Here is a 16,040-nt window from a genome sequence, read left to right on the forward strand (position 1 = left end):
GCCAGGCAGTGCCGAGACGGCATCGCGGAGGCTCGACCCGAGAGGGCGGCCACGCGGATGCGACGTCGAGGCGGCGGGTAGCAGAACGACAACAACCGACATCTCAACGGGTTCTCCGTGCGTCGTGCGTTCTGTACGCCGATCGGAGCGCCCCAGGGGTGCGGTGCTTTTGACAGAAGAACACTGGTTGCACTTTTCCGGGTCACCGGAGTTCCTTCGCGAGCGCGTCCAATGCGAGACGAGTCCGGCTCCGGCCGGGGGAGTCGCGTACGACGCAATAACAAGAGAGTGAGAGATCACACATGGCGGGACAGAAGATCCGCATCCGACTGAAGTCGTACGACCACGAGGTCATCGACACGTCGGCGCGCAAGATCGTCGACACGGTCACCCGTGCCGGTGCAACGGTGGTCGGCCCCGTGCCGCTGCCGACCGAGAAGAACGTGGTCTGCGTGATCCGTTCTCCCCACAAGTACAAGGACAGCCGCGAGCACTTCGAGATGCGCACCCACAAGCGCCTCATCGACATCATCGACCCGACGCCCAAGGCCGTCGACTCGCTCATGCGCCTCGACCTGCCGGCCGACGTCAACATCGAGATCAAGCTCTAAGGAGGAGTGCCACCATGTCTGTCACTGTTTCCCCCACGCTGAAGACCAGCAAGGGCCTCCTCGGCACCAAGCTCGGAATGACCCAGGTCTGGGACGAGAACAACAAGCTCGTGCCGGTCACCGTCATCGAGATCAGCCCCAACGTCGTGACCCAGGTCCGCACGGAGGAGAAGGACGGCTACACCGCCGTCCAGCTCGCCGCCGGTGCGATCGACCCGCGCAAGGTGAACAAGCCCGCCGCCGGTCACTTCGACGCCGCGGGCGTCACCCCCCGCCGCCACCTCACCGAGGTCCGCACCTCCGACGCCGCCGACTACTCGGCCGGCCAGGAGCTGACCGTGGACGCCGTCTTCGAGGCCGGCACCAAGGTCGACGTCGTCGGCACCAGCAAGGGCAAGGGCTTCGCCGGTGTCATGAAGCGCCACAACTTCAAGGGCGTCTCGGCTTCGCACGGTTCGCACCGCAACCACCGCAAGCCCGGCTCCATCGGCGCCTCCTCGACCCCCAGCCGTGTCTTCAAGGGCATGCGCATGGCCGGTCGCATGGGTGGCGAGCGCGTCACCGTGCTCAACCTCAAGGTGCACTCCGTCGACGCCGAGAAGGGCCTGCTGCTCGTCAAGGGCGCCGTCCCCGGTGCCCGCGGTCGCCTCGTGTTCGTTCGCAACGCCGTGAAGGGAGCGTAGTTCCATGGCTACCTCTGTCGACATCATCGACGTCAAGGGCCAGAAGGCGGGCTCGGTCGAGCTCCCCGCCGCGCTCTTCGACGTCCAGACCAACATCCCCCTCATCCACCAGGTCGTCGTGGCCCAGCTCGCCGCGGCGCGCCAGGGAACCCACAAGACGAAGAACCGCGGTGAGGTCTCCGGAGCCGGTCGCAAGCCGTTCAAGCAGAAGGGAACCGGTCGCGCTCGTCAGGGCTCGATCCGCGCCCCGCACATGACCGGCGGTGGCGTGGTCCACGGACCGACCCCCCGCAGCTACGCGCAGCGCACCCCCAAGAAGATGATCGCCGCGGCTCTGCTCGGTGCTCTCTCGGACCGCGCCCGCGGTGCCCGCATCCACGTGGTCGAGTCCCTCGCCCTCGGCGACACCCCCCGGACCAAGGACGTCCTCGTCCTGCTCGACGCCCTCTCGGTGTCGCGCAACGTCCTCGTGGTGCTCGAGCGCGACGACTACATCGCCGAGCTCTCGCTCCGCAACGTGCCGTTCGTGCACATCCTGCCGGCCGACCAGCTCAACGCGTACGACGTGCTCGTCTCCGACGACATCGTGTTCTCGAAGGGCGCGCTCGACGCGTTCATCGCGGCCAAGTCGGGCGTCGAGTCCAACAAGGAAGAGGTGAACGCATGAGCCAGTCCGCCGCGTTCAACAAGGACCCCCGCGACGTCATCATCTCCCCGGTGGTCTCGGAGAAGTCCTACGGCCTGATCGACGAGGGCAAGTACACCTTCGTGGTCGACCCGCGTTCGAACAAGACCGAGATCAAGCTCGCCATCGAGAAGATCTTCGGCGTCGAGGTCGCGTCGATCAACACGCTGAACCGCCAGGGCAAGACCCGCCGCACGAAGTTCGGCACCGGCAAGCGCAAGGACACCAAGCGCGCGATCGTCACGCTGAAGTCCGGCTCCATCGACATCTTCACGAGCGTCGGCTGAGCCGAAGAAGCGTAGAGGAAACAGACAATGGCTATTCGTAAGTACAAGCCCACGACCCCCGGTCGCCGCGGCTCCAGCGTTGCCGACTTCGCCGAGATCACCCGCTCGACGCCCGAGAAGTCGCTCCTGCGCCCGCTGTCCAAGACCGGTGGCCGCAACAACTCCGGCCGCATCACGACGCGTCACATCGGCGGTGGCCACAAGCGCCAGTACCGTCTGATCGACTTCCGTCGCAACGACAAGGACGGCGTCAACGCCAAGGTCGCTCACATCGAGTACGACCCCAACCGCACGGCGCGCATCGCGCTGCTCCACTTCGTGGACGGCACCAAGCGCTACATCCTGGCCCCGAACAAGCTCTCGCAGGGCGACGTCGTGGAGTCGGGCGCCGGCGCCGACATCAAGCCCGGCAACAACCTGCCGCTGCGCAACATTCCGACCGGTACGGTCATCCACGCCATCGAGATCAAGCCGGGAGGCGGCGCCAAGCTCGCCCGCTCGGCCGGCACCTCGGTCCGCCTCGTCGCCAAGGACGGCCCCTACGCGCAGCTCCGCCTGCCGTCGGGCGAGATCCGCAACGTCGACGCGCGCTGCCGCGCCACGATCGGCGAGGTCGGCAACGCCGAGCAGTCGAACATCAACTGGGGCAAGGCCGGCCGCATGCGCTGGAAGGGCGTCCGCCCGACTGTCCGCGGTGTCGCGATGAACCCGGTCGACCACCCGCACGGTGGTGGAGAGGGCAAGACCTCCGGTGGACGCCACCCGGTCAGCCCGTGGGGTCAGTCCGAGGGACGCACCCGTCGCCCCAACAAGGAGAGCGACAAGCTCATCGTTCGCCGCCGCACCGCCGGTAAGAAGCGCAAGTAGGAGTTGTAGAAGATGCCTCGCAGTCTCAAGAAGGGCCCCTTCGTTGACGACCACCTGCTCCGCAAGGTGTTCACGGCCAACGAAGCCGGCAACAAGAACGTCATCAAGACCTGGTCGCGCCGTTCGATGATCATCCCGGCGATGCTGGGTCACACCATCGCGGTCCACGACGGTCGCAAGCACATCCCCGTGTTCGTGACCGAGACCATGGTCGGCCACAAGCTCGGCGAGTTCGCCCCCACTCGGACCTTCCGCGGTCACGAGAAGGACGACAAGAAGGGCCGTCGCCGCTGACGCGGCGACGAGAAGGAGGAGAGAAATGGTGGAGTCGATCGCACGCGTGCGACACATCCGCGTCACCCCCCAGAAGGCTCGCCGTGTCGTGAACCTGATCCGCGGGAAGCAGGCTCAGGAGGCACTGGCCATCCTGAAGTTCGCGCCGCAGGGTGCGTCCGAGCCCGTCTACAAGCTCGTCGCCTCGGCGATGGCCAACGCTCGCGTCAAGGCCGATGCCTCGAACGAGTACCTCGACGACCAGGACCTGATCGTGTCCCGCGCCTTCGTCGATGAGGGAACCACCCTCAAGCGATTCCAGCCCCGTGCTCAGGGTCGTGCCTTCCGCATCAACAAGCGCACCAGCCACATCACCGTCGTGCTGGCCACTCCTGAGGAGGGGACCAAGTAATGGGTCAGAAAGTAAACCCCTACGGTTTCCGTCTGGGAATCACCACCGACCACGTGTCGCGCTGGTTCTCCGACAGCACCAAGAAGGGCCAGCGGTACAGCGACTACCTCGCCGAGGACGTCAAGATCCGCCGACTCCTCGCCACGCAGCTCGACCGTGCGGGCGTCGCCCGCATCGAGATCGAGCGCACCCGTGACCGCGTCCGCGTCGACATCCACACCGCCCGCCCGGGCATCGTGATCGGCCGCCGCGGCGCCGAGGCCGAGCGCATCCGCGCCGACCTCGAGAAGCTCACGGGCAAGCAGATCCAGCTGAACATCCTCGAGGTCAAGAACCCCGAGGCCGAGGCTCAGCTGGTCGCCCAGGGCATCGCCGAGCAGCTCTCCGCCCGCGTGGCCTTCCGCCGCGCGATGCGCAAGGGCCTGCAGGGCGCCCAGCGCGCCGGCGCCAAGGGCGTCCGCATCCAGGTCTCCGGCCGCCTCGGCGGCGCCGAGATGAGCCGCTCGGAGTTCTACCGCGAGGGACGCGTGCCGCTGCACACCCTCCGCGCGAACATCGACTACGGCTTCTACGAGGCGAAGACCACCTTCGGCCGCATCGGCGTGAAGGTCTGGATCTACAAGGGCGACATCACCAACAAGGAGCTCGCCCGCGAGCAGGCGAACAGCAAGTCGTCGCGCCCCGAGCGCAGCGACCGTCCGCGCCGTGCACCCCGCCAGCAGAGCGAGGCGCCCGTCGCAGCAGGAGTTGAGGCATAACCATGTTGATTCCGCGTCGAGTCAAGCACCGCAAGCAGCACCACCCGGGCCGGTCCGGCCAGGCCACCGGTGGCACCAAGGTGTCGTTCGGTGAGTTCGGCATCCAGGCCCTCACCCCCGCCTACGTGACCAACCGTCAGATCGAGTCCGCTCGTATCGCGATGACGCGTCACATCAAGCGCGGCGGAAAGGTGTGGATCAACATCTACCCCGACCGTCCGCTCACCAAGAAGCCCGCCGAGACCCGCATGGGTTCCGGTAAGGGCTCGCCGGAGTGGTGGGTCGCGAACGTCAAGCCGGGTCGCGTCCTCTTCGAGGTCGCCGGCGTCGACGAGCAGCTCGCTCGCGAGGCCATGACCCGTGCCATCCACAAGCTGCCCCTCAAGGCACGCATCATCAAGCGCGAGGAGGGAGACGCGTAATGGCGATCGGATCCAAGGAGCTCGCCCCCGCCGAGCTCGACACCTACGAGGACGAGCGTCTCGTCACCGAGCTGAAGAAGGCCAAGGAGGAGCTGTTCAACCTCCGCTTCCAGTCGGCCACCGGTCAGCTGGACACCAACGGCCGCCTGCGTGCCGTCAAGCGCGACATCGCCCGCATCTACACGGTCATCCGTGAGCGCGAGCTGGGCATCCGCGCCACCCCCGCACCCGTCGAGGCCCCGGCCAAGGCGGAGAAGAAGCCGAAGACCAAGAAGGCCGCCAAGGCCGAGGTCGAGGCGACCGAGTCGAACGAGGAGGCCAAGTAATGGCAACCGTCAATGACAGCGCCGGCCACGAGTCGGCCGCCCACGACGTGAAGGAGGCGGGCGCTCGCGGATACCGCAAGACCCGTCGCGGCTACGTCACCAGCGACAAGATGGACAAGACCATCGTCGTCGAGGTCGAGGACCGGGTGAAGCACCCGCTGTACGGCAAGGTCATCCGCCGTACGTCCAAGGTCAAGGTCCACGACGAGCTGAACTCCGCCGGCATCGGCGACTCCGTCGTCATCAGCGAGACCCGTCCCCTCAGCGCCACCAAGCGCTGGCGCCTGGTCGAGATCCTCGAGAAGGCCAAGTAGGCCGCGGCCTACTTGAGTTAGCAGGAGAGACACATGCTTCAGCAAGAATCCCGAGTCAAGGTCGCCGACAACACCGGCGCCAAGATGCTCCTCACCATCCGCGTCCTCGGAGGCTCCGGCCGCCGCTACGCGGGCCTCGGTGACATCATCGTCGCCACCGTCAAGGACGCGATCCCCGGTGGCAACGTGAAGAAGGGCGACGTGGTCAAGGCCGTCATCGTCCGCACCATCAAGCAGACCCGTCGCGCCGACGGCTCGTACATCAAGTTCGACGAGAACGCCGCCGTCATCCTCAAGAACGACGGGGACCCCCGTGGCACCCGCATCTTCGGACCGGTCGGTCGCGAGCTCCGCGACAAGAAGTTCATGAAGATCGTCTCGCTGGCACCGGAGGTTATCTAGTCATGGCCAAGATCAAGAAGGGTGACCTCGTCCAGGTCATCTCGGGCGCTACCCAGGCCCGCGGCGGAGACCGCGGCAAGCAGGGCAAGGTCCTCGAGGTGCTGGTCGAGCGCAACCGCGTCGTCGTCGAGGGCGTGAACTTCGTCAAGAAGCACGTCCGCGTCGGCCAGACGCAGCGCGGCTCGAAGGAGGGCGGCATCGAGACCGTCGAGGCCTCGATCCACATCTCCAACGTCGCGCTCGTCGACCCGAAGACCAAGAAGCCGACCCGGGTCGGCCACCGCAACGTGGCCGTCACCAAGGACGGCGTGACCAAGACCGTTCGCGTGCGCTACGCGAAGGCGTCGGGTGAGGAACTGTAATGACTGACACCACCGCAGTGGCTGCGAAGGTTCAGCCGCGGCTCAAGGCCAAGTACCAGGCCGACATCATCCCCGCTCTCAAGGAGCAGTTCGGCTTCGGCAACGTCCACCAGGTCCCCGGCCTGGTCAAGGTCGTCGTCAACACCGGTGTCGGTGAGGCCGCCCGCGACGGCAAGATCATCGACGGCGCGGTCAAGGACCTCACCGCCATCACCGGTCAGAAGCCGCAGGTCACCAAGGCCCGCAAGTCCATCGCGCAGTTCAAGCTGCGCGAGGGTCAGGCCATCGGCGCTCACGTCACCCTCCGGGGCGACCGCGCCTGGGAGTTCCTGGACCGCCTGCTCTCGGTGGCGCTGCCCCGCATCCGCGACTTCCGCGGGCTGTCGGACCGCCAGTTCGACGGCAACGGCAACTACACCTTCGGCATCACGGAGCAGTCGATCTTCCACGAGATCGACCAGGACCGCATCGACCGCGTCCGCGGCTTCGACGTGACCGTCGTGACCACCGCCAAGACCGACGACGAGGGTCGCGCGCTGCTCAAGCAGCTCGGCTTCCCGTTCAAGTCGTCGGACAACGCGTAAGCAGCAAGCCTCGAGGCCGGGGGACGGTGAGAACCGCCCTCCGGCCTCGTCGTGCGTCCGCCGCCGGACCGGTCCGTCCGGAGCGGGCGGCGGGCGCCACGCGGGATCCCCGGATCCCGTGCACGATCGGCCCTCGACCGCAGGACCTCGGCCATGTAGCATGGCTCGTTGGCCTGCGTTCGCGCGGCCGCATGGGCGTCGACGTCGTCGGCGCCGTCCCACACCACAGGTCGTCACTCTTGTAAAGGGTGCCGAAACCAGGCGAGAAAGGCACCATCAGCCATGACCATGACTGATCCGGTCGCAGATCTGCTGACCAGAATCCGTAACGCGAACTCCGCGCACCACGACTCCATCACCCTCCCGGGCTCGAAGCTCAAGGCGAACATCGCCGAGATCCTCAAGACCGAGGGCTACATCGCCGACTGGAAGGTCGAGGAGGCGCGCGTCGGCACGACGCTCTCCATCTCCCTCAAGTACGGCCCGAACCGCGAGCGCTCGATCGCCGGCATCAAGCGGGTCTCGAAGCCCGGACTCCGCGTGTACGCGAAGTCGGCCGAGATCCCCACCGTGCTCGGCGGCCTCGGCGTCGCCATCCTGTCCACCTCGAGCGGTCTCCTGACCGACCGCCAGGCCGAGAAGAAGGGCGTGGGTGGGGAAGTCCTCGCCTACGTGTGGTAACCCCTCATGTCGCGTATTGGAAGACTCCCCATCGAGATCCCGGCGGGCGTCGACGTCTCCGTCGCCGGATCCGCTGTGACCGTCAAGGGCCCCAAGGGCGAGCTGACCGTCTCGGTCGCCAGCCCCATCCAGGTGTCCGTCGAGAACGGCCAGGTGCTGGTCTCGCGTCCCGATGACGAGCGCGAGTCGCGCTCGCTCCACGGCCTCACCCGCACGCTCATCGCGAACGACATCATCGGTGTCACGCAGGGCTACTCCAAGGGCCTCGAGGTCGTCGGAACCGGTTACCGCGTGCTGGCGAAGGGCTCGGACATCGAGTTCGCGCTCGGCTTCTCGCACCCGGTCGTCGTCACCCCGCCCGCGGGCATCTCGTTCACGGTCGAGGGCAACAACAAGCTCACCGTGCACGGCATCTCGAAGCAGGCCGTCGGTGAGGTGGCCGCCAACATTCGTAAGATCCGCAAGCCCGAGCCCTACAAGGGCAAGGGCGTGCGCTACGCCGGCGAGGTCGTTCGCCGCAAGGCCGGAAAGAGCGGTAAGTGATCATGGGACTCGGAACCAGAGGAAAGAGCAAGTCCGCTGCGCGCGGTCGTCGTCACGACCGTCTGCGCAAGAAGGTCGTCGGATCCGCCGAGCGCCCCCGCCTCGTCGTCAACCGCTCGGCCCGCCACGTCTTCGTGCAGGTCGTCGACGACGCTCAGGGCCGCACCCTCGCGTCGGCGTCGACCCTCGAGGCCGACCTGCGCGTGTTCGACGGCGACAAGACCGCCAAGGCCCGCAAGGTCGGCGAGCTCGTCGCCGAGCGCGCCAAGAACGCCGGTGTCGAGGCGGTCGTCTTCGACCGCGGAGGCAACAAGTACGCCGGTCGCGTCGCCGCGATCGCCGATGGAGCACGAGAGGCAGGGCTCAACCTGTGAGCGCCGCAGAGAACAAGGAACCCGAGGTCGCCGCTGTGTCGGAGGCCCCCGTCGAGACCGCTGCGTCCACGCAGCCGCAGCAGGAGGCTCGTGAGCCCCGCCGCGGCGGCCGCGACCGCAACCAGGGTGGCCGCGACCGCGGTGGCCGTGACGCCGAGAAGAGCCAGTTCCTCGAGCGCGTCGTGACCATCAACCGCGTGTCGAAGGTCGTCAAGGGCGGTCGTCGCTTCAGCTTCACCGCGCTCGTGGTCGTCGGAGACGGCAACGGACTGGTGGGCGTCGGCTACGGCAAGGCCCGCGAGGTCCCGACCGCCATCTCCAAGGGCGTCGAGGAGGCGAAGAAGAACTTCTTCCGCGTCCCCCGCGTCGCCTCGACCATCCCGCACCCCGTCCAGGGTGAGGCCGCCGCCGGTGTGGTGCTCCTGCGCCCCGCCGCCGCGGGTACCGGTGTCATCGCCGGCGGTCCCGTCCGCGCCGTCCTCGAGTGCGCCGGCATCCACGACGTCCTGAGCAAGTCGCTCGGCTCGTCGAACACCATTAACATCGTCCACGCGACCGTCGAGGCTCTGAAGCAGCTCGAGGAGCCGCGCGCCGTCGCCGCTCGTCGTGGTCTCGACTTCGACCAGGTCGCGCCGGCACGTCTCGTCCGTGCCGAGGCCGACGCCCTCGCCGCCGCGTCCAACGCGAAGGCAGGTGCCTGATGGCCCAGCTCAAGGTGACCCAGATCAAGTCGAAGGTCAGCGAGAAGCAGTACCAGCGCGACACGCTGCGCTCGCTCGGCCTCAGGAAGATCGGTCAGAGCGTCGTCCGCGAGGACAACGCCCAGAACCGCGGATACGTGAAGACCGTCGCCCACCTGGTGAAGGTCGAGGAGATTGACTAATGGCTGAGACGAAGAAGGCCGCCGCCGCGGAGTCCACGACTCCCGCGCAGGCGACCACCACGAAGGGCGCGGCGGCGCCGGCGACCAAGGAGCACGTGCTCAAGGTCCACCACCTCCGCCCCGCTGCCGGAGCCAAGAAGGCCAAGACCCGCGTGGGTCGCGGTGAGGGCTCCAAGGGAAAGACCGCTGGTCGCGGCACCAAGGGCACCAAGGCCCGCTACCAGGTGCGCGTCGGCTTCGAGGGTGGGCAGATGCCGCTGCACATGCGCACCCCGAAGCTCCGCGGCTTCAAGAACCCGTTCCGGGTCGAGTACCAGGTCGTGAACCTGTCCGCTCTCGCGGAGCTCTACCCCCAGGGCGGCGACGTCACCATCGGCGACCTGGTCGCCAAGGGTGCTGTCCGCAAGAACGAGAAGGTCAAAGTCCTCGGGGACGGCGACATTGCGGTTAAGCTGAACGTCGCGGTCGACAAGGTCTCCAGCTCTGCCGAGCAGAAGATCGTCGCTGCGGGCGGATCCATCAAGTAGCACCAGCAGCTTGTCGGTCGAGCTTGCCACGCCGACTCCCTCCGGGAGCGCGTGGCAAGCTCGACCTGTATCCCGCACCACAGAATTGAGCAGGAGACCTTAGGTAGTGTTTGGCGCCGTTGCGCGGATCTTCCGCACCCCCGACCTCCGCCGCAAGATCGGCTTCACCCTCGCGATCGTGGCGATCTTCCGGCTGGGATCCTTCATCCCTGCTCCGTTCGTCGACTTCAGCGCCGTGCAGGCCTGTCTCGCCGGCAACCAGGGCACCTCGGGTCTCTACGAGCTCGTGAACCTCTTCAGCGGTGGAGCACTGCTCCAGCTGTCGATCTTCGCGCTCGGGATCATGCCGTACATCACGGCGTCGATCATCGTGCAGCTGCTGCGCGTGGTCATCCCTCACTTCGAGACCCTGTACAAGGAGGGGCAGTCCGGTCAGGGCAAGCTCACCCAGTACACGCGGTACCTCACCATCGCGCTCGGCGTCCTCCAGTCGACGACGCTGATCACCGTCGCCCGCTCGGGCGCCCTCTTCGGCAACTCCGGCGTCCCGGAGTGCTCGGCGCTCATCATCACCGACGAGTGGTACTCCATCCTCCTCATGGTCATCACCATGACTGCGGGCACCGGGATCATCATGTGGATGGGCGAGCTCATCACCGAGCGCGGCATCGGCAACGGCATGTCGCTGCTGATCTTCACCTCGATCGCCGCCCAGTTCCCCACCTCCCTGTGGTCGATCGCGCAGTCGCGCGGCTTCGAGACCTTCCTCCTCGTCCTCGGCGTGGGCCTCGTGCTCGTGGTCGCCGTGGTCTTCGTGGAGCAGTCGCAGCGGCGGATCCCCGTGCAGTACGCCAAGCGGATGGTCGGCCGCCGCACCTACGGCGGCAACAACACCTACATCCCGATCAAGGTCAACATGGCCGGCGTCGTGCCCGTCATCTTCGCCTCGTCGCTGCTGTACCTGCCCGCGCTCATCGCGCAGTTCAACCAGCCCGCCGCTGGCCAGGAGGCCCCGGTCTGGGTCACCTGGATCACGAACTACCTCACCAAGGGCGATCACCCGCTCTACATGGCGCTGTACTTCCTCCTGATCGTGGGCTTCACCTACTTCTACGTCGCGATCACCTTCAACCCGGACGAGGTCGCCGACAACATGAAGCGCTACGGCGGCTTCATCCCCGGCATCCGCGCCGGCCGCCCGACCGCCGAGTACCTCAACTACGTGCTCACCCGGGTGACGCTGCCCGGATCGGTCTACCTCGGCCTCATCGCGCTCGTGCCCCTCGTGGCCCTCGCGCTGGTCGGTGCGAACCAGAACTTCCCCTTCGGCGGCACGTCCATCCTGATCATCGTCGGAGTCGGCCTGGAGACGGTGAAGCAGATCGACTCCCAGCTGCAGCAGCGCCACTACGAAGGACTCCTCCGATGACGTCGCACCCGATCGGCTTCCGTCTCCTGCTGATCGGCCCTCCCGGCGCAGGCAAGGGGACCCAGGCCGCTCGGCTGAGCGACATCCTCCGGGTGCCCGCCATCTCGACCGGGGACATCTTCCGCGCGAACGTCGCCAACGAGACCGAGCTCGGTCTCCAGGCGAAGGCCTACCTCGACAACGGGCGCTACGTGCCGGACGAGCTGACCAACGCGATCGTGCACGACCGCCTCCAGGAGGCGGACGCGTCGACCGGGTTCCTGCTCGACGGCTACCCGCGCACCACGGAGCAGGTCGACGAGCTCGACCGCATCCTCGCCGCGGACGACAACCGGCTCGACGCGGTCGTCCAGCTGACGGCCGATCCCGACGAGGTCGTCGGCCGCCTTCTCAAGCGCTCGCTCGAGCAGGGGCGCAGCGACGACACCGAGGACGTCATCCGGCGCCGACTCGCGCTCTACGAGGAGCAGACCGCTCCGCTCATCGACGTCTACGCGGCCCGCGGGCTCGTGGTCGTGGTCGACGGCCTCGGGCCGGTCGACGAGGTGACCGAGCGGATCGTCGTCGCCCTCGAGGGCCACCGCGTGGGCCGCCTCGACACCCCGGCCGCCTGAGCCGTGGCGTTCCGCTCCTCGCTCTACAAGACGCCCGCGCAGCTGCGGTCGATGCTCGCTCCGGGCCTCGCCACGGCCGCCTCGCTCGATGCGGTCCGCGCGGCGATCCGCCCGGGCGTCACCACGCTCGAGCTCGACGCGATCGCCGAGTCGGCGATCGTCGCACTCGGCGGCCACTCGAACTTCCAGCTCGTCCCGGGCTACCGGCACACGATCTGCGCCTCGGTCAACGACGAGGTGGTCCACGGCATCCCCGGCGGGCGCGTGCTCGAGCCGGGCGACCTGGTCTCCATCGACAGCGGCGCCGAGATCGACGGCTGGAACGGCGACTCCGCGATGACGGTGGTCCTGCCCGATCCCTCCCGCCCGGAGGAGGTCGCGGCACGCGCCGAGCTCTCGCGGGTGACCGAGGGATCCCTGTGGCGGGGGATCGCCGCCCTCGCCTCCGCCCGCCATCTCAACGAGGTCGGCGCGGCGATCGAGGAGTACATCGAGGACGAGGCCGAGCGCTCGGGCCGCGTCTACGGCATCCTCACCGACTACATCGGCCACGGCATCGGGCGCACCATGCACGAGGCTCCGCCGGTCTTCAACTACCGGGTGCGCCAGCGCGGCCCCGAGGTGAAGCCGGGACTCGTCGTCGCGATCGAGCCGATGGTCACCGCGGGCAGCGCCGAGACCTTCGTCCGCGAGGACGAGTGGACGGTCGCGACCGAGGACAGCAGCATGGCCGCCCACTGGGAGCACTCCGTCGCCGTGCACCACGACGGCATCTGGGTCACCACGCTCGCCGACGGCGGCGCGGCCGGCCTCGCCCCCTACGGGATCGTGCCGACGCCCTTCGCCTAGAGGCCCCAACGCGGAGCTCCTCCGATCCGATGCGGAGGAGGATCCTCGTGGCCTCTCGCGCCCGGCGGGGGTCCGTCGGGCGCCCACGAAGCGCGGGAGCGGGAGGACGACAGCGCCCTCCGGCTCCATCCGGAGTGCGGGTGTCGGCTAGCTGTCGATCACCCGCACCAGCTCCTCGATGAAGCCGCCGAAGTCCGTGGAGCGCCGGATGAGGCGCTGCACCTCCGCCCGGTCGGCGAACACCTCGACGAACTGGTCGAACACCGACTGGAAGGTGCTGCGGCCGGCCGAGGCGAACGCGATCATCGCGATCACGTTCACCCGCTGCTCGCCCCACTCCATCGCCGTGTCGTTCACGACGATCGCGATCGAGGTGCGGCGGGCGCTCATCGCCATCGCGTGGGGGACCGCGAGGTTGTCGGTGAACGCCGTGGAGCTCATCCGCTCGCGCTCGATGGCGCCGTCGACGTAGTCCTCGTCGATGATGCCGCCGGCGATCATCCGCTCGCCCAGCATCCGGATCATCGCCGCCTCGTCGCGCGCGTGCACGTTGCGGAAGAACAGCTCCTCGTCGAAGAACTGCAGCAGCTCGTCCTTGATCTGCGCGCGGCGGCGGTGCCGGCGGACGCGGGCGATGGCCCGGCGCACCGTCTCGACGTCGTGGTCGGTGAGGAACGGCTGCACCACCACGACGTCGTCGGACGCGGGGCGCTCGTCGATCGTGGTGATGACGAGGTCGGCGGTGAGCCGGTCCCAGTCGACGTCGCTCCGCGTGATCAGCGAGCGCACCTCCACCTCGGTGCCGAGGGAGCGCTCGACGCGCAGGCGCAGCATGTGAGCGAGGTCGTAGTAGTTGGGGCAGACGATCACGCAGGACAGACGCTCCTCCCGCCGGGACACCCGCTCGAGGAAGGAGCCGACGTGGAGGGCGATGTAGGCGATCTCGTCCTCGTTGACCACGATGCCCCGCCGGCGCTGCAGCCCGCTCGCCAGGAACACCGCGATCTCGTAGGTCATCGGGTAGCTGGTCTTGATCGAGCGGGTGAGCGGGTTGCGGGAGTAGCCGCCCTCGGCGGCCCGGGCGATCAGGTTGCGCACGTGCAGGGCGAGGCGGACGATGAAGCCCTCGTCGTCGAGGTCGACCAGGTACTCGCGGTTGACGTCGGCGACGAGCTCGCGGACGACGGCGAGGTCCTCCGGGTCGAGGTAGTTCTCGACCACGGCGGCGACCGGCTCGTTCTGCCCGGGCGTCGCCACCCGCGTCGTCATCAGGATCGCGAGCTGGGCGAGCTCGGCGTCGGTCAGGCGCGTCGCGAAGTGCCGCTCCACCAGCTCCGCCAGCAGGGCCGCGAGCTCGCCGTGGATCGCGGGGGAGGGGCGGGAGCCGGAGGGGTCCCCGATGCCCCGGGCGACGCGGTCGACGGCGATCGCGATGTGGAGGAGGACGCTGTTCACGCCGTAGTCGTTGATGTAGTAGCCGCGGGTCTCGAGCTCGGCCAGCAGCTCGGTCTTGAAGGCGCCGAGGCCGGGGGAGGCGAACTCGCGCTGGACGTCGTCGAGCGTGAAGACGCCCTGCGCGCTCTCGTCGCGGAACATCCGCGAGATCAGGCGGCGGCGGGCCTCCTCGCTGCCCTCGAGGCGCACCGACGGGCCGCGCCGGACCAGCCCGAGGCCGGCCTCGTCGGCGAGGGCCTTCACCCGGCGCAGATCGGCGTCGACGGTCGACTCGCTCACCGACAGCGCGTCGGCGAGGGCGAAGACGTCCAGGCCCTCGTCGGAGTCGACCAGGCGGCGGACGATGCTGTACAGCCGGTCGCGCGGGGTGTCGGGCTCGACGTCGCGGCTGCGCTGCGCCTCCAGGTAGGCCGCGTACGCCTCGCGCGCGAGCCGGTAGCCGTTCGCGGAGGACTCGACCGGCTCCAGCGGGGCGGCCTGCGCCTTCACCGCGGTGACGTAGCTCCGGACGCTGCGGGTGGTGACTCCGAGCCTGTCGGCGAGCTCGTGCGCCGTCACCCAGCCGTCGGCGCGGGAGAGGTACTCCAGCAGTCGTTCGCGGTTGTCAGGCATCAGGCTCCAGGCGTGCGGTCGGGGCGGGCGCCGGGAGCGCCACGACCCTGCCGCGGGCCCGCAGGACGCGGGCGGCGAGTCGTACGTCCCGTCAGTCAATCACCCCGGCGACGCGCCCGGGAGCCCCCGCGCCGCGGGTGGAAGGGGCCGTCTTCCGCCCCCGCGGAAGATTGTCTGCTGGAGGGTGCCGCCCCTCCGAGGGGATGCTTGGATGAATCACGACCCGGACGCGAGGAGGCGAACGAGGTGCGGAAGATCCTGATCGTCTGCGGTGCAGGCGCGTCGAGCACGTTCCTGGCCCACCGGCTGCGAGCGGGCGCGAAGGAGCGCGGCATGGATGCCGTGTTCCGCTCCGAGACCCTCACCGGTCTCGACCACTCCCTCCCCGAGGCCGACGTCCTCCTCGTGGGGCCGCACCTCGAGTCGCAGTTCGACGGACTCCGCCACCGTGCGGAGCTCGTGGGAGCCGCGGCCGCCCTCCTCCCGCCCGATGTCTTCGGAGCGCACGGTGCCGATGCCGTGCTCGAGACCCTGCCCGTCCTCTTCGCCGCTCGCGCGGTCGTCGCAGGCGCGGACGGGGACTCCTCCACCCGCCCGGTCCGTCCGGGCGAGCCCGACTCCGGGCACCACTGATGCAGTCGCGACTGCAGGATCAAGGAGAAACGTTCATGGTCGAGCGCACCGTGCAGGTTGCATCGTCGAAGGGCCTCCACGCCCGCCCCGCCTCGCTCTTCAGCCAGGCCGCGGCGAAGTCGGGTCAGAAGGTCCTCGTCGCCAAGGGCGACGCGACCCCGGTCAACGCCGCGTCGATCCTCGGGATCATCTCGCTCGGCATCGAGCACGGCGACGAGCTCACCGTCAGCGTCGAGGGCGACAACGAGGAGGCCGTGCTCGAGGAGCTCGCGACCTTCCTCACCACCGACCACGACGCGTGACGCCTAGCGTCACGCAAGGCGGCCGGCCCCGGCGCCCACGGCGCCGGTAGCCGCGGCAGCCCCTGGAGCGTGACGTCGACTCTCACTGGGTCGCACCAAGCGCCTGCGGGACCCGGCCCCGCCCTCTGCCGGGTGGGGGAAGCGGGGGCGGC

The 16,040-nt window shown here is 68.4% G+C and carries 26 protein-coding genes; 25 read left to right on the top strand and 1 reads right to left on the bottom strand.

Translation table 11 applies throughout. From position 1 onward, the window contains the following. The first annotated feature begins 302 nt into the window (after positions 1–302). The 23 genes from rpsJ (at position 303) to map (ending at position 12,886) form a co-directional block, all read left to right on the top strand. Positions 303–611: a 30S ribosomal protein S10 gene (gene rpsJ, locus C5D66_RS11200; protein WP_005050520.1), complete on the top strand. Its 309-nt coding sequence runs from the start codon at positions 303–305 to the stop codon at positions 609–611. Positions 612–625: 14 nt separating this feature from the next. Continuing rightward, complete coding sequence (gene rplC, locus C5D66_RS11205) at positions 626–1,294, top strand: 50S ribosomal protein L3 (RefSeq protein WP_104224566.1); 669 nt, start codon at positions 626–628, stop codon at positions 1,292–1,294. A gap of 4 nt (positions 1,295–1,298) precedes the next feature. Continuing rightward, complete coding sequence (gene rplD, locus C5D66_RS11210) at positions 1,299–1,961, top strand: 50S ribosomal protein L4 (protein ID WP_104224565.1); 663 nt, start codon at positions 1,299–1,301, stop codon at positions 1,959–1,961. Continuing rightward, positions 1,958–2,266 carry a 50S ribosomal protein L23 gene (gene rplW / locus C5D66_RS11215; protein ID WP_068209445.1) on the top strand — a complete coding sequence of 103 codons (309 nt, stop codon included), beginning with the start codon at positions 1,958–1,960 and terminating at the stop codon, positions 2,264–2,266. The genes rplD and rplW overlap by 4 nt, the downstream gene beginning before the upstream one ends. A 27-nt stretch (positions 2,267–2,293) precedes the next feature. Continuing rightward, complete coding sequence (rplB, locus tag C5D66_RS11220) at positions 2,294–3,133, top strand: 50S ribosomal protein L2 (RefSeq protein ID WP_068251462.1); 840 nt, start codon at positions 2,294–2,296, stop codon at positions 3,131–3,133. Positions 3,134–3,145: 12 nt separating this feature from the next. Then, positions 3,146–3,427, top strand: a complete 282-nt coding sequence (rpsS, locus tag C5D66_RS11225; RefSeq protein WP_055787078.1) for a 30S ribosomal protein S19 — start codon at positions 3,146–3,148, stop codon at positions 3,425–3,427. A 25-nt stretch (positions 3,428–3,452) separates the two neighbouring features. Next, positions 3,453–3,818, top strand: coding sequence for a 50S ribosomal protein L22 (gene rplV / locus C5D66_RS11230; RefSeq protein ID WP_077221988.1), 366 nt, complete (start codon positions 3,453–3,455; stop codon positions 3,816–3,818). Next, the gene (gene rpsC / locus C5D66_RS11235; RefSeq protein WP_068209439.1) at positions 3,818–4,576 is read left to right on the top strand and encodes a 30S ribosomal protein S3; all 759 of its coding nucleotides are present in this window, start codon (positions 3,818–3,820) and stop codon (positions 4,574–4,576) included. The genes rplV and rpsC overlap by 1 nt, the downstream gene beginning before the upstream one ends. Positions 4,577–4,578: 2 nt before the next feature. After that, positions 4,579–4,998, top strand: coding sequence for a 50S ribosomal protein L16 (gene rplP / locus C5D66_RS11240; RefSeq protein WP_068209436.1), 420 nt, complete (start codon positions 4,579–4,581; stop codon positions 4,996–4,998). After that, positions 4,998–5,324, top strand: coding sequence for a 50S ribosomal protein L29 (rpmC, locus tag C5D66_RS11245; protein WP_104224564.1), 327 nt, complete (start codon positions 4,998–5,000; stop codon positions 5,322–5,324). The genes rplP and rpmC overlap by 1 nt, the downstream gene beginning before the upstream one ends. After that, positions 5,324–5,638 (top strand): 30S ribosomal protein S17, encoded by a 315-nt coding sequence (rpsQ, locus tag C5D66_RS11250; protein ID WP_104224563.1) that lies wholly within the window; start codon positions 5,324–5,326, stop codon positions 5,636–5,638. Before rpmC ends, rpsQ begins: the two co-directional genes overlap by 1 nt. Positions 5,639–5,671: 33 nt before the next feature. After that, positions 5,672–6,040, top strand: coding sequence for a 50S ribosomal protein L14 (gene rplN, locus C5D66_RS11255; RefSeq protein ID WP_104224562.1), 369 nt, complete (start codon positions 5,672–5,674; stop codon positions 6,038–6,040). 2 nt (positions 6,041–6,042) lie between these two features. Continuing rightward, positions 6,043–6,402 (top strand): 50S ribosomal protein L24, encoded by a 360-nt coding sequence (gene rplX, locus C5D66_RS11260; RefSeq protein ID WP_104224561.1) that lies wholly within the window; start codon positions 6,043–6,045, stop codon positions 6,400–6,402. Beyond that, positions 6,402–6,986, top strand: a complete 585-nt coding sequence (gene rplE, locus C5D66_RS11265) for a 50S ribosomal protein L5 (RefSeq protein ID WP_068209425.1) — start codon at positions 6,402–6,404, stop codon at positions 6,984–6,986. The genes rplX and rplE overlap by 1 nt, the downstream gene beginning before the upstream one ends. 282 nt (positions 6,987–7,268) lie before the next feature. After that, positions 7,269–7,667 carry a 30S ribosomal protein S8 gene (gene rpsH / locus C5D66_RS11270; RefSeq protein ID WP_068209423.1) on the top strand — a complete coding sequence of 133 codons (399 nt, stop codon included), beginning with the start codon at positions 7,269–7,271 and terminating at the stop codon, positions 7,665–7,667. Between the two features lie 6 nt (positions 7,668–7,673). Then, positions 7,674–8,210 (top strand): 50S ribosomal protein L6, encoded by a 537-nt coding sequence (gene rplF / locus C5D66_RS11275; RefSeq protein WP_104224560.1) that lies wholly within the window; start codon positions 7,674–7,676, stop codon positions 8,208–8,210. 2 nt (positions 8,211–8,212) lie between these two features. Beyond that, positions 8,213–8,584 carry a 50S ribosomal protein L18 gene (gene rplR, locus C5D66_RS11280; protein WP_056037296.1) on the top strand — a complete coding sequence of 124 codons (372 nt, stop codon included), beginning with the start codon at positions 8,213–8,215 and terminating at the stop codon, positions 8,582–8,584. Then, the gene (rpsE, locus tag C5D66_RS11285) at positions 8,581–9,285 is read left to right on the top strand and encodes a 30S ribosomal protein S5 (protein ID WP_104224559.1); all 705 of its coding nucleotides are present in this window, start codon (positions 8,581–8,583) and stop codon (positions 9,283–9,285) included. The genes rplR and rpsE overlap by 4 nt, the downstream gene beginning before the upstream one ends. Next, entirely contained in the window at positions 9,285–9,467 is a 183-nt protein-coding gene (gene rpmD, locus C5D66_RS11290) for a 50S ribosomal protein L30 (protein ID WP_181024623.1), read from the top strand. The genes rpsE and rpmD overlap by 1 nt, the downstream gene beginning before the upstream one ends. Beyond that, positions 9,467–9,994 (top strand): 50S ribosomal protein L15, encoded by a 528-nt coding sequence (gene rplO, locus C5D66_RS11295; RefSeq protein ID WP_104226755.1) that lies wholly within the window; start codon positions 9,467–9,469, stop codon positions 9,992–9,994. Before rpmD ends, rplO begins: the two co-directional genes overlap by 1 nt. A 106-nt stretch (positions 9,995–10,100) precedes the next feature. After that, entirely contained in the window at positions 10,101–11,423 is a 1,323-nt protein-coding gene (gene secY / locus C5D66_RS11300; RefSeq protein WP_104224557.1) for a preprotein translocase subunit SecY, read from the top strand. Beyond that, complete coding sequence (locus C5D66_RS11305; RefSeq protein WP_181028829.1) at positions 11,420–12,037, top strand: adenylate kinase; 618 nt, start codon at positions 11,420–11,422, stop codon at positions 12,035–12,037. The genes secY and C5D66_RS11305 overlap by 4 nt, the downstream gene beginning before the upstream one ends. A 3-nt stretch (positions 12,038–12,040) precedes the next feature. Then, the gene (gene map, locus C5D66_RS11310) at positions 12,041–12,886 is read left to right on the top strand and encodes a type I methionyl aminopeptidase (protein WP_104255704.1); all 846 of its coding nucleotides are present in this window, start codon (positions 12,041–12,043) and stop codon (positions 12,884–12,886) included. A 147-nt stretch (positions 12,887–13,033) separates the two neighbouring features. On the opposite strand, the gene C5D66_RS11315 is transcribed toward map, so the two are convergent. Further along, complete coding sequence (locus C5D66_RS11315; RefSeq protein WP_104255705.1) at positions 13,034–14,953, bottom strand: BglG family transcription antiterminator; 1,920 nt, start codon at positions 14,951–14,953, stop codon at positions 13,034–13,036. A gap of 207 nt (positions 14,954–15,160) precedes the next feature. Here C5D66_RS11315 and C5D66_RS11320 point away from each other — a divergent pair, with 207 nt between their 5' ends. Both C5D66_RS11320 and C5D66_RS11325 read left to right on the top strand, forming a co-directional pair. After that, a complete protein-coding gene (locus C5D66_RS11320) occupies positions 15,161–15,586 on the top strand; it encodes a PTS sugar transporter subunit IIB (RefSeq protein ID WP_181065531.1) in 426 nt (141 codons plus the stop codon). A 35-nt stretch (positions 15,587–15,621) separates the two neighbouring features. Then, positions 15,622–15,888 (top strand): HPr family phosphocarrier protein, encoded by a 267-nt coding sequence (locus C5D66_RS11325; protein WP_104326908.1) that lies wholly within the window; start codon positions 15,622–15,624, stop codon positions 15,886–15,888. The last annotated feature ends 152 nt before the right edge of the window (positions 15,889–16,040 follow it).

The sequence above is a fragment of the Rathayibacter sp. AY1B4 genome (assembly GCF_002932815.1).
Classification (GTDB): domain Bacteria; phylum Actinomycetota; class Actinomycetes; order Actinomycetales; family Microbacteriaceae; genus Rathayibacter.

What these genes read in the sequence shown, in the direction of transcription:
- rpsQ (WP_104224563.1), top strand. Translation starts at nt 5,324, where the DNA reads ATGGCAACCGTCAATGACAGCGCCGGCCACGAGTCGGCCGCCCACGAC.
- rplR (WP_056037296.1), top strand. Translation starts at nt 8,213, where the DNA reads ATGGGACTCGGAACCAGAGGAAAGAGCAAGTCCGCTGCGCGCGGTCGT.
- rplD (WP_104224565.1), top strand. Translation starts at nt 1,299, where the DNA reads ATGGCTACCTCTGTCGACATCATCGACGTCAAGGGCCAGAAGGCGGGC.
- rpmD (WP_181024623.1), top strand. Translation starts at nt 9,285, where the DNA reads ATGGCCCAGCTCAAGGTGACCCAGATCAAGTCGAAGGTCAGCGAGAAG.
- rplO (WP_104226755.1), top strand. Translation starts at nt 9,467, where the DNA reads ATGGCTGAGACGAAGAAGGCCGCCGCCGCGGAGTCCACGACTCCCGCG.
- rpsC (WP_068209439.1), top strand. Translation starts at nt 3,818, where the DNA reads ATGGGTCAGAAAGTAAACCCCTACGGTTTCCGTCTGGGAATCACCACC.
- rplV (WP_077221988.1), top strand. Translation starts at nt 3,453, where the DNA reads ATGGTGGAGTCGATCGCACGCGTGCGACACATCCGCGTCACCCCCCAG.
- rplE (WP_068209425.1), top strand. Translation starts at nt 6,402, where the DNA reads ATGACTGACACCACCGCAGTGGCTGCGAAGGTTCAGCCGCGGCTCAAG.
- C5D66_RS11315 (WP_104255705.1), bottom strand. Translation starts at nt 14,953, where the DNA reads ATGCCTGACAACCGCGAACGACTGCTGGAGTACCTCTCCCGCGCCGAC.
- rplC (WP_104224566.1), top strand. Translation starts at nt 626, where the DNA reads ATGTCTGTCACTGTTTCCCCCACGCTGAAGACCAGCAAGGGCCTCCTC.
- rpmC (WP_104224564.1), top strand. Translation starts at nt 4,998, where the DNA reads ATGGCGATCGGATCCAAGGAGCTCGCCCCCGCCGAGCTCGACACCTAC.
- rplB (WP_068251462.1), top strand. Translation starts at nt 2,294, where the DNA reads ATGGCTATTCGTAAGTACAAGCCCACGACCCCCGGTCGCCGCGGCTCC.
- rpsH (WP_068209423.1), top strand. Translation starts at nt 7,269, where the DNA reads ATGACCATGACTGATCCGGTCGCAGATCTGCTGACCAGAATCCGTAAC.
- C5D66_RS11305 (WP_181028829.1), top strand. Translation starts at nt 11,420, where the DNA reads ATGACGTCGCACCCGATCGGCTTCCGTCTCCTGCTGATCGGCCCTCCC.
- rplW (WP_068209445.1), top strand. Translation starts at nt 1,958, where the DNA reads ATGAGCCAGTCCGCCGCGTTCAACAAGGACCCCCGCGACGTCATCATC.
- rplP (WP_068209436.1), top strand. Translation starts at nt 4,579, where the DNA reads ATGTTGATTCCGCGTCGAGTCAAGCACCGCAAGCAGCACCACCCGGGC.
- rplX (WP_104224561.1), top strand. Translation starts at nt 6,043, where the DNA reads ATGGCCAAGATCAAGAAGGGTGACCTCGTCCAGGTCATCTCGGGCGCT.
- C5D66_RS11325 (WP_104326908.1), top strand. Translation starts at nt 15,622, where the DNA reads ATGGTCGAGCGCACCGTGCAGGTTGCATCGTCGAAGGGCCTCCACGCC.
- rpsJ (WP_005050520.1), top strand. Translation starts at nt 303, where the DNA reads ATGGCGGGACAGAAGATCCGCATCCGACTGAAGTCGTACGACCACGAG.
- rpsS (WP_055787078.1), top strand. Translation starts at nt 3,146, where the DNA reads ATGCCTCGCAGTCTCAAGAAGGGCCCCTTCGTTGACGACCACCTGCTC.
- rplN (WP_104224562.1), top strand. Translation starts at nt 5,672, where the DNA reads ATGCTTCAGCAAGAATCCCGAGTCAAGGTCGCCGACAACACCGGCGCC.
- rplF (WP_104224560.1), top strand. Translation starts at nt 7,674, where the DNA reads ATGTCGCGTATTGGAAGACTCCCCATCGAGATCCCGGCGGGCGTCGAC.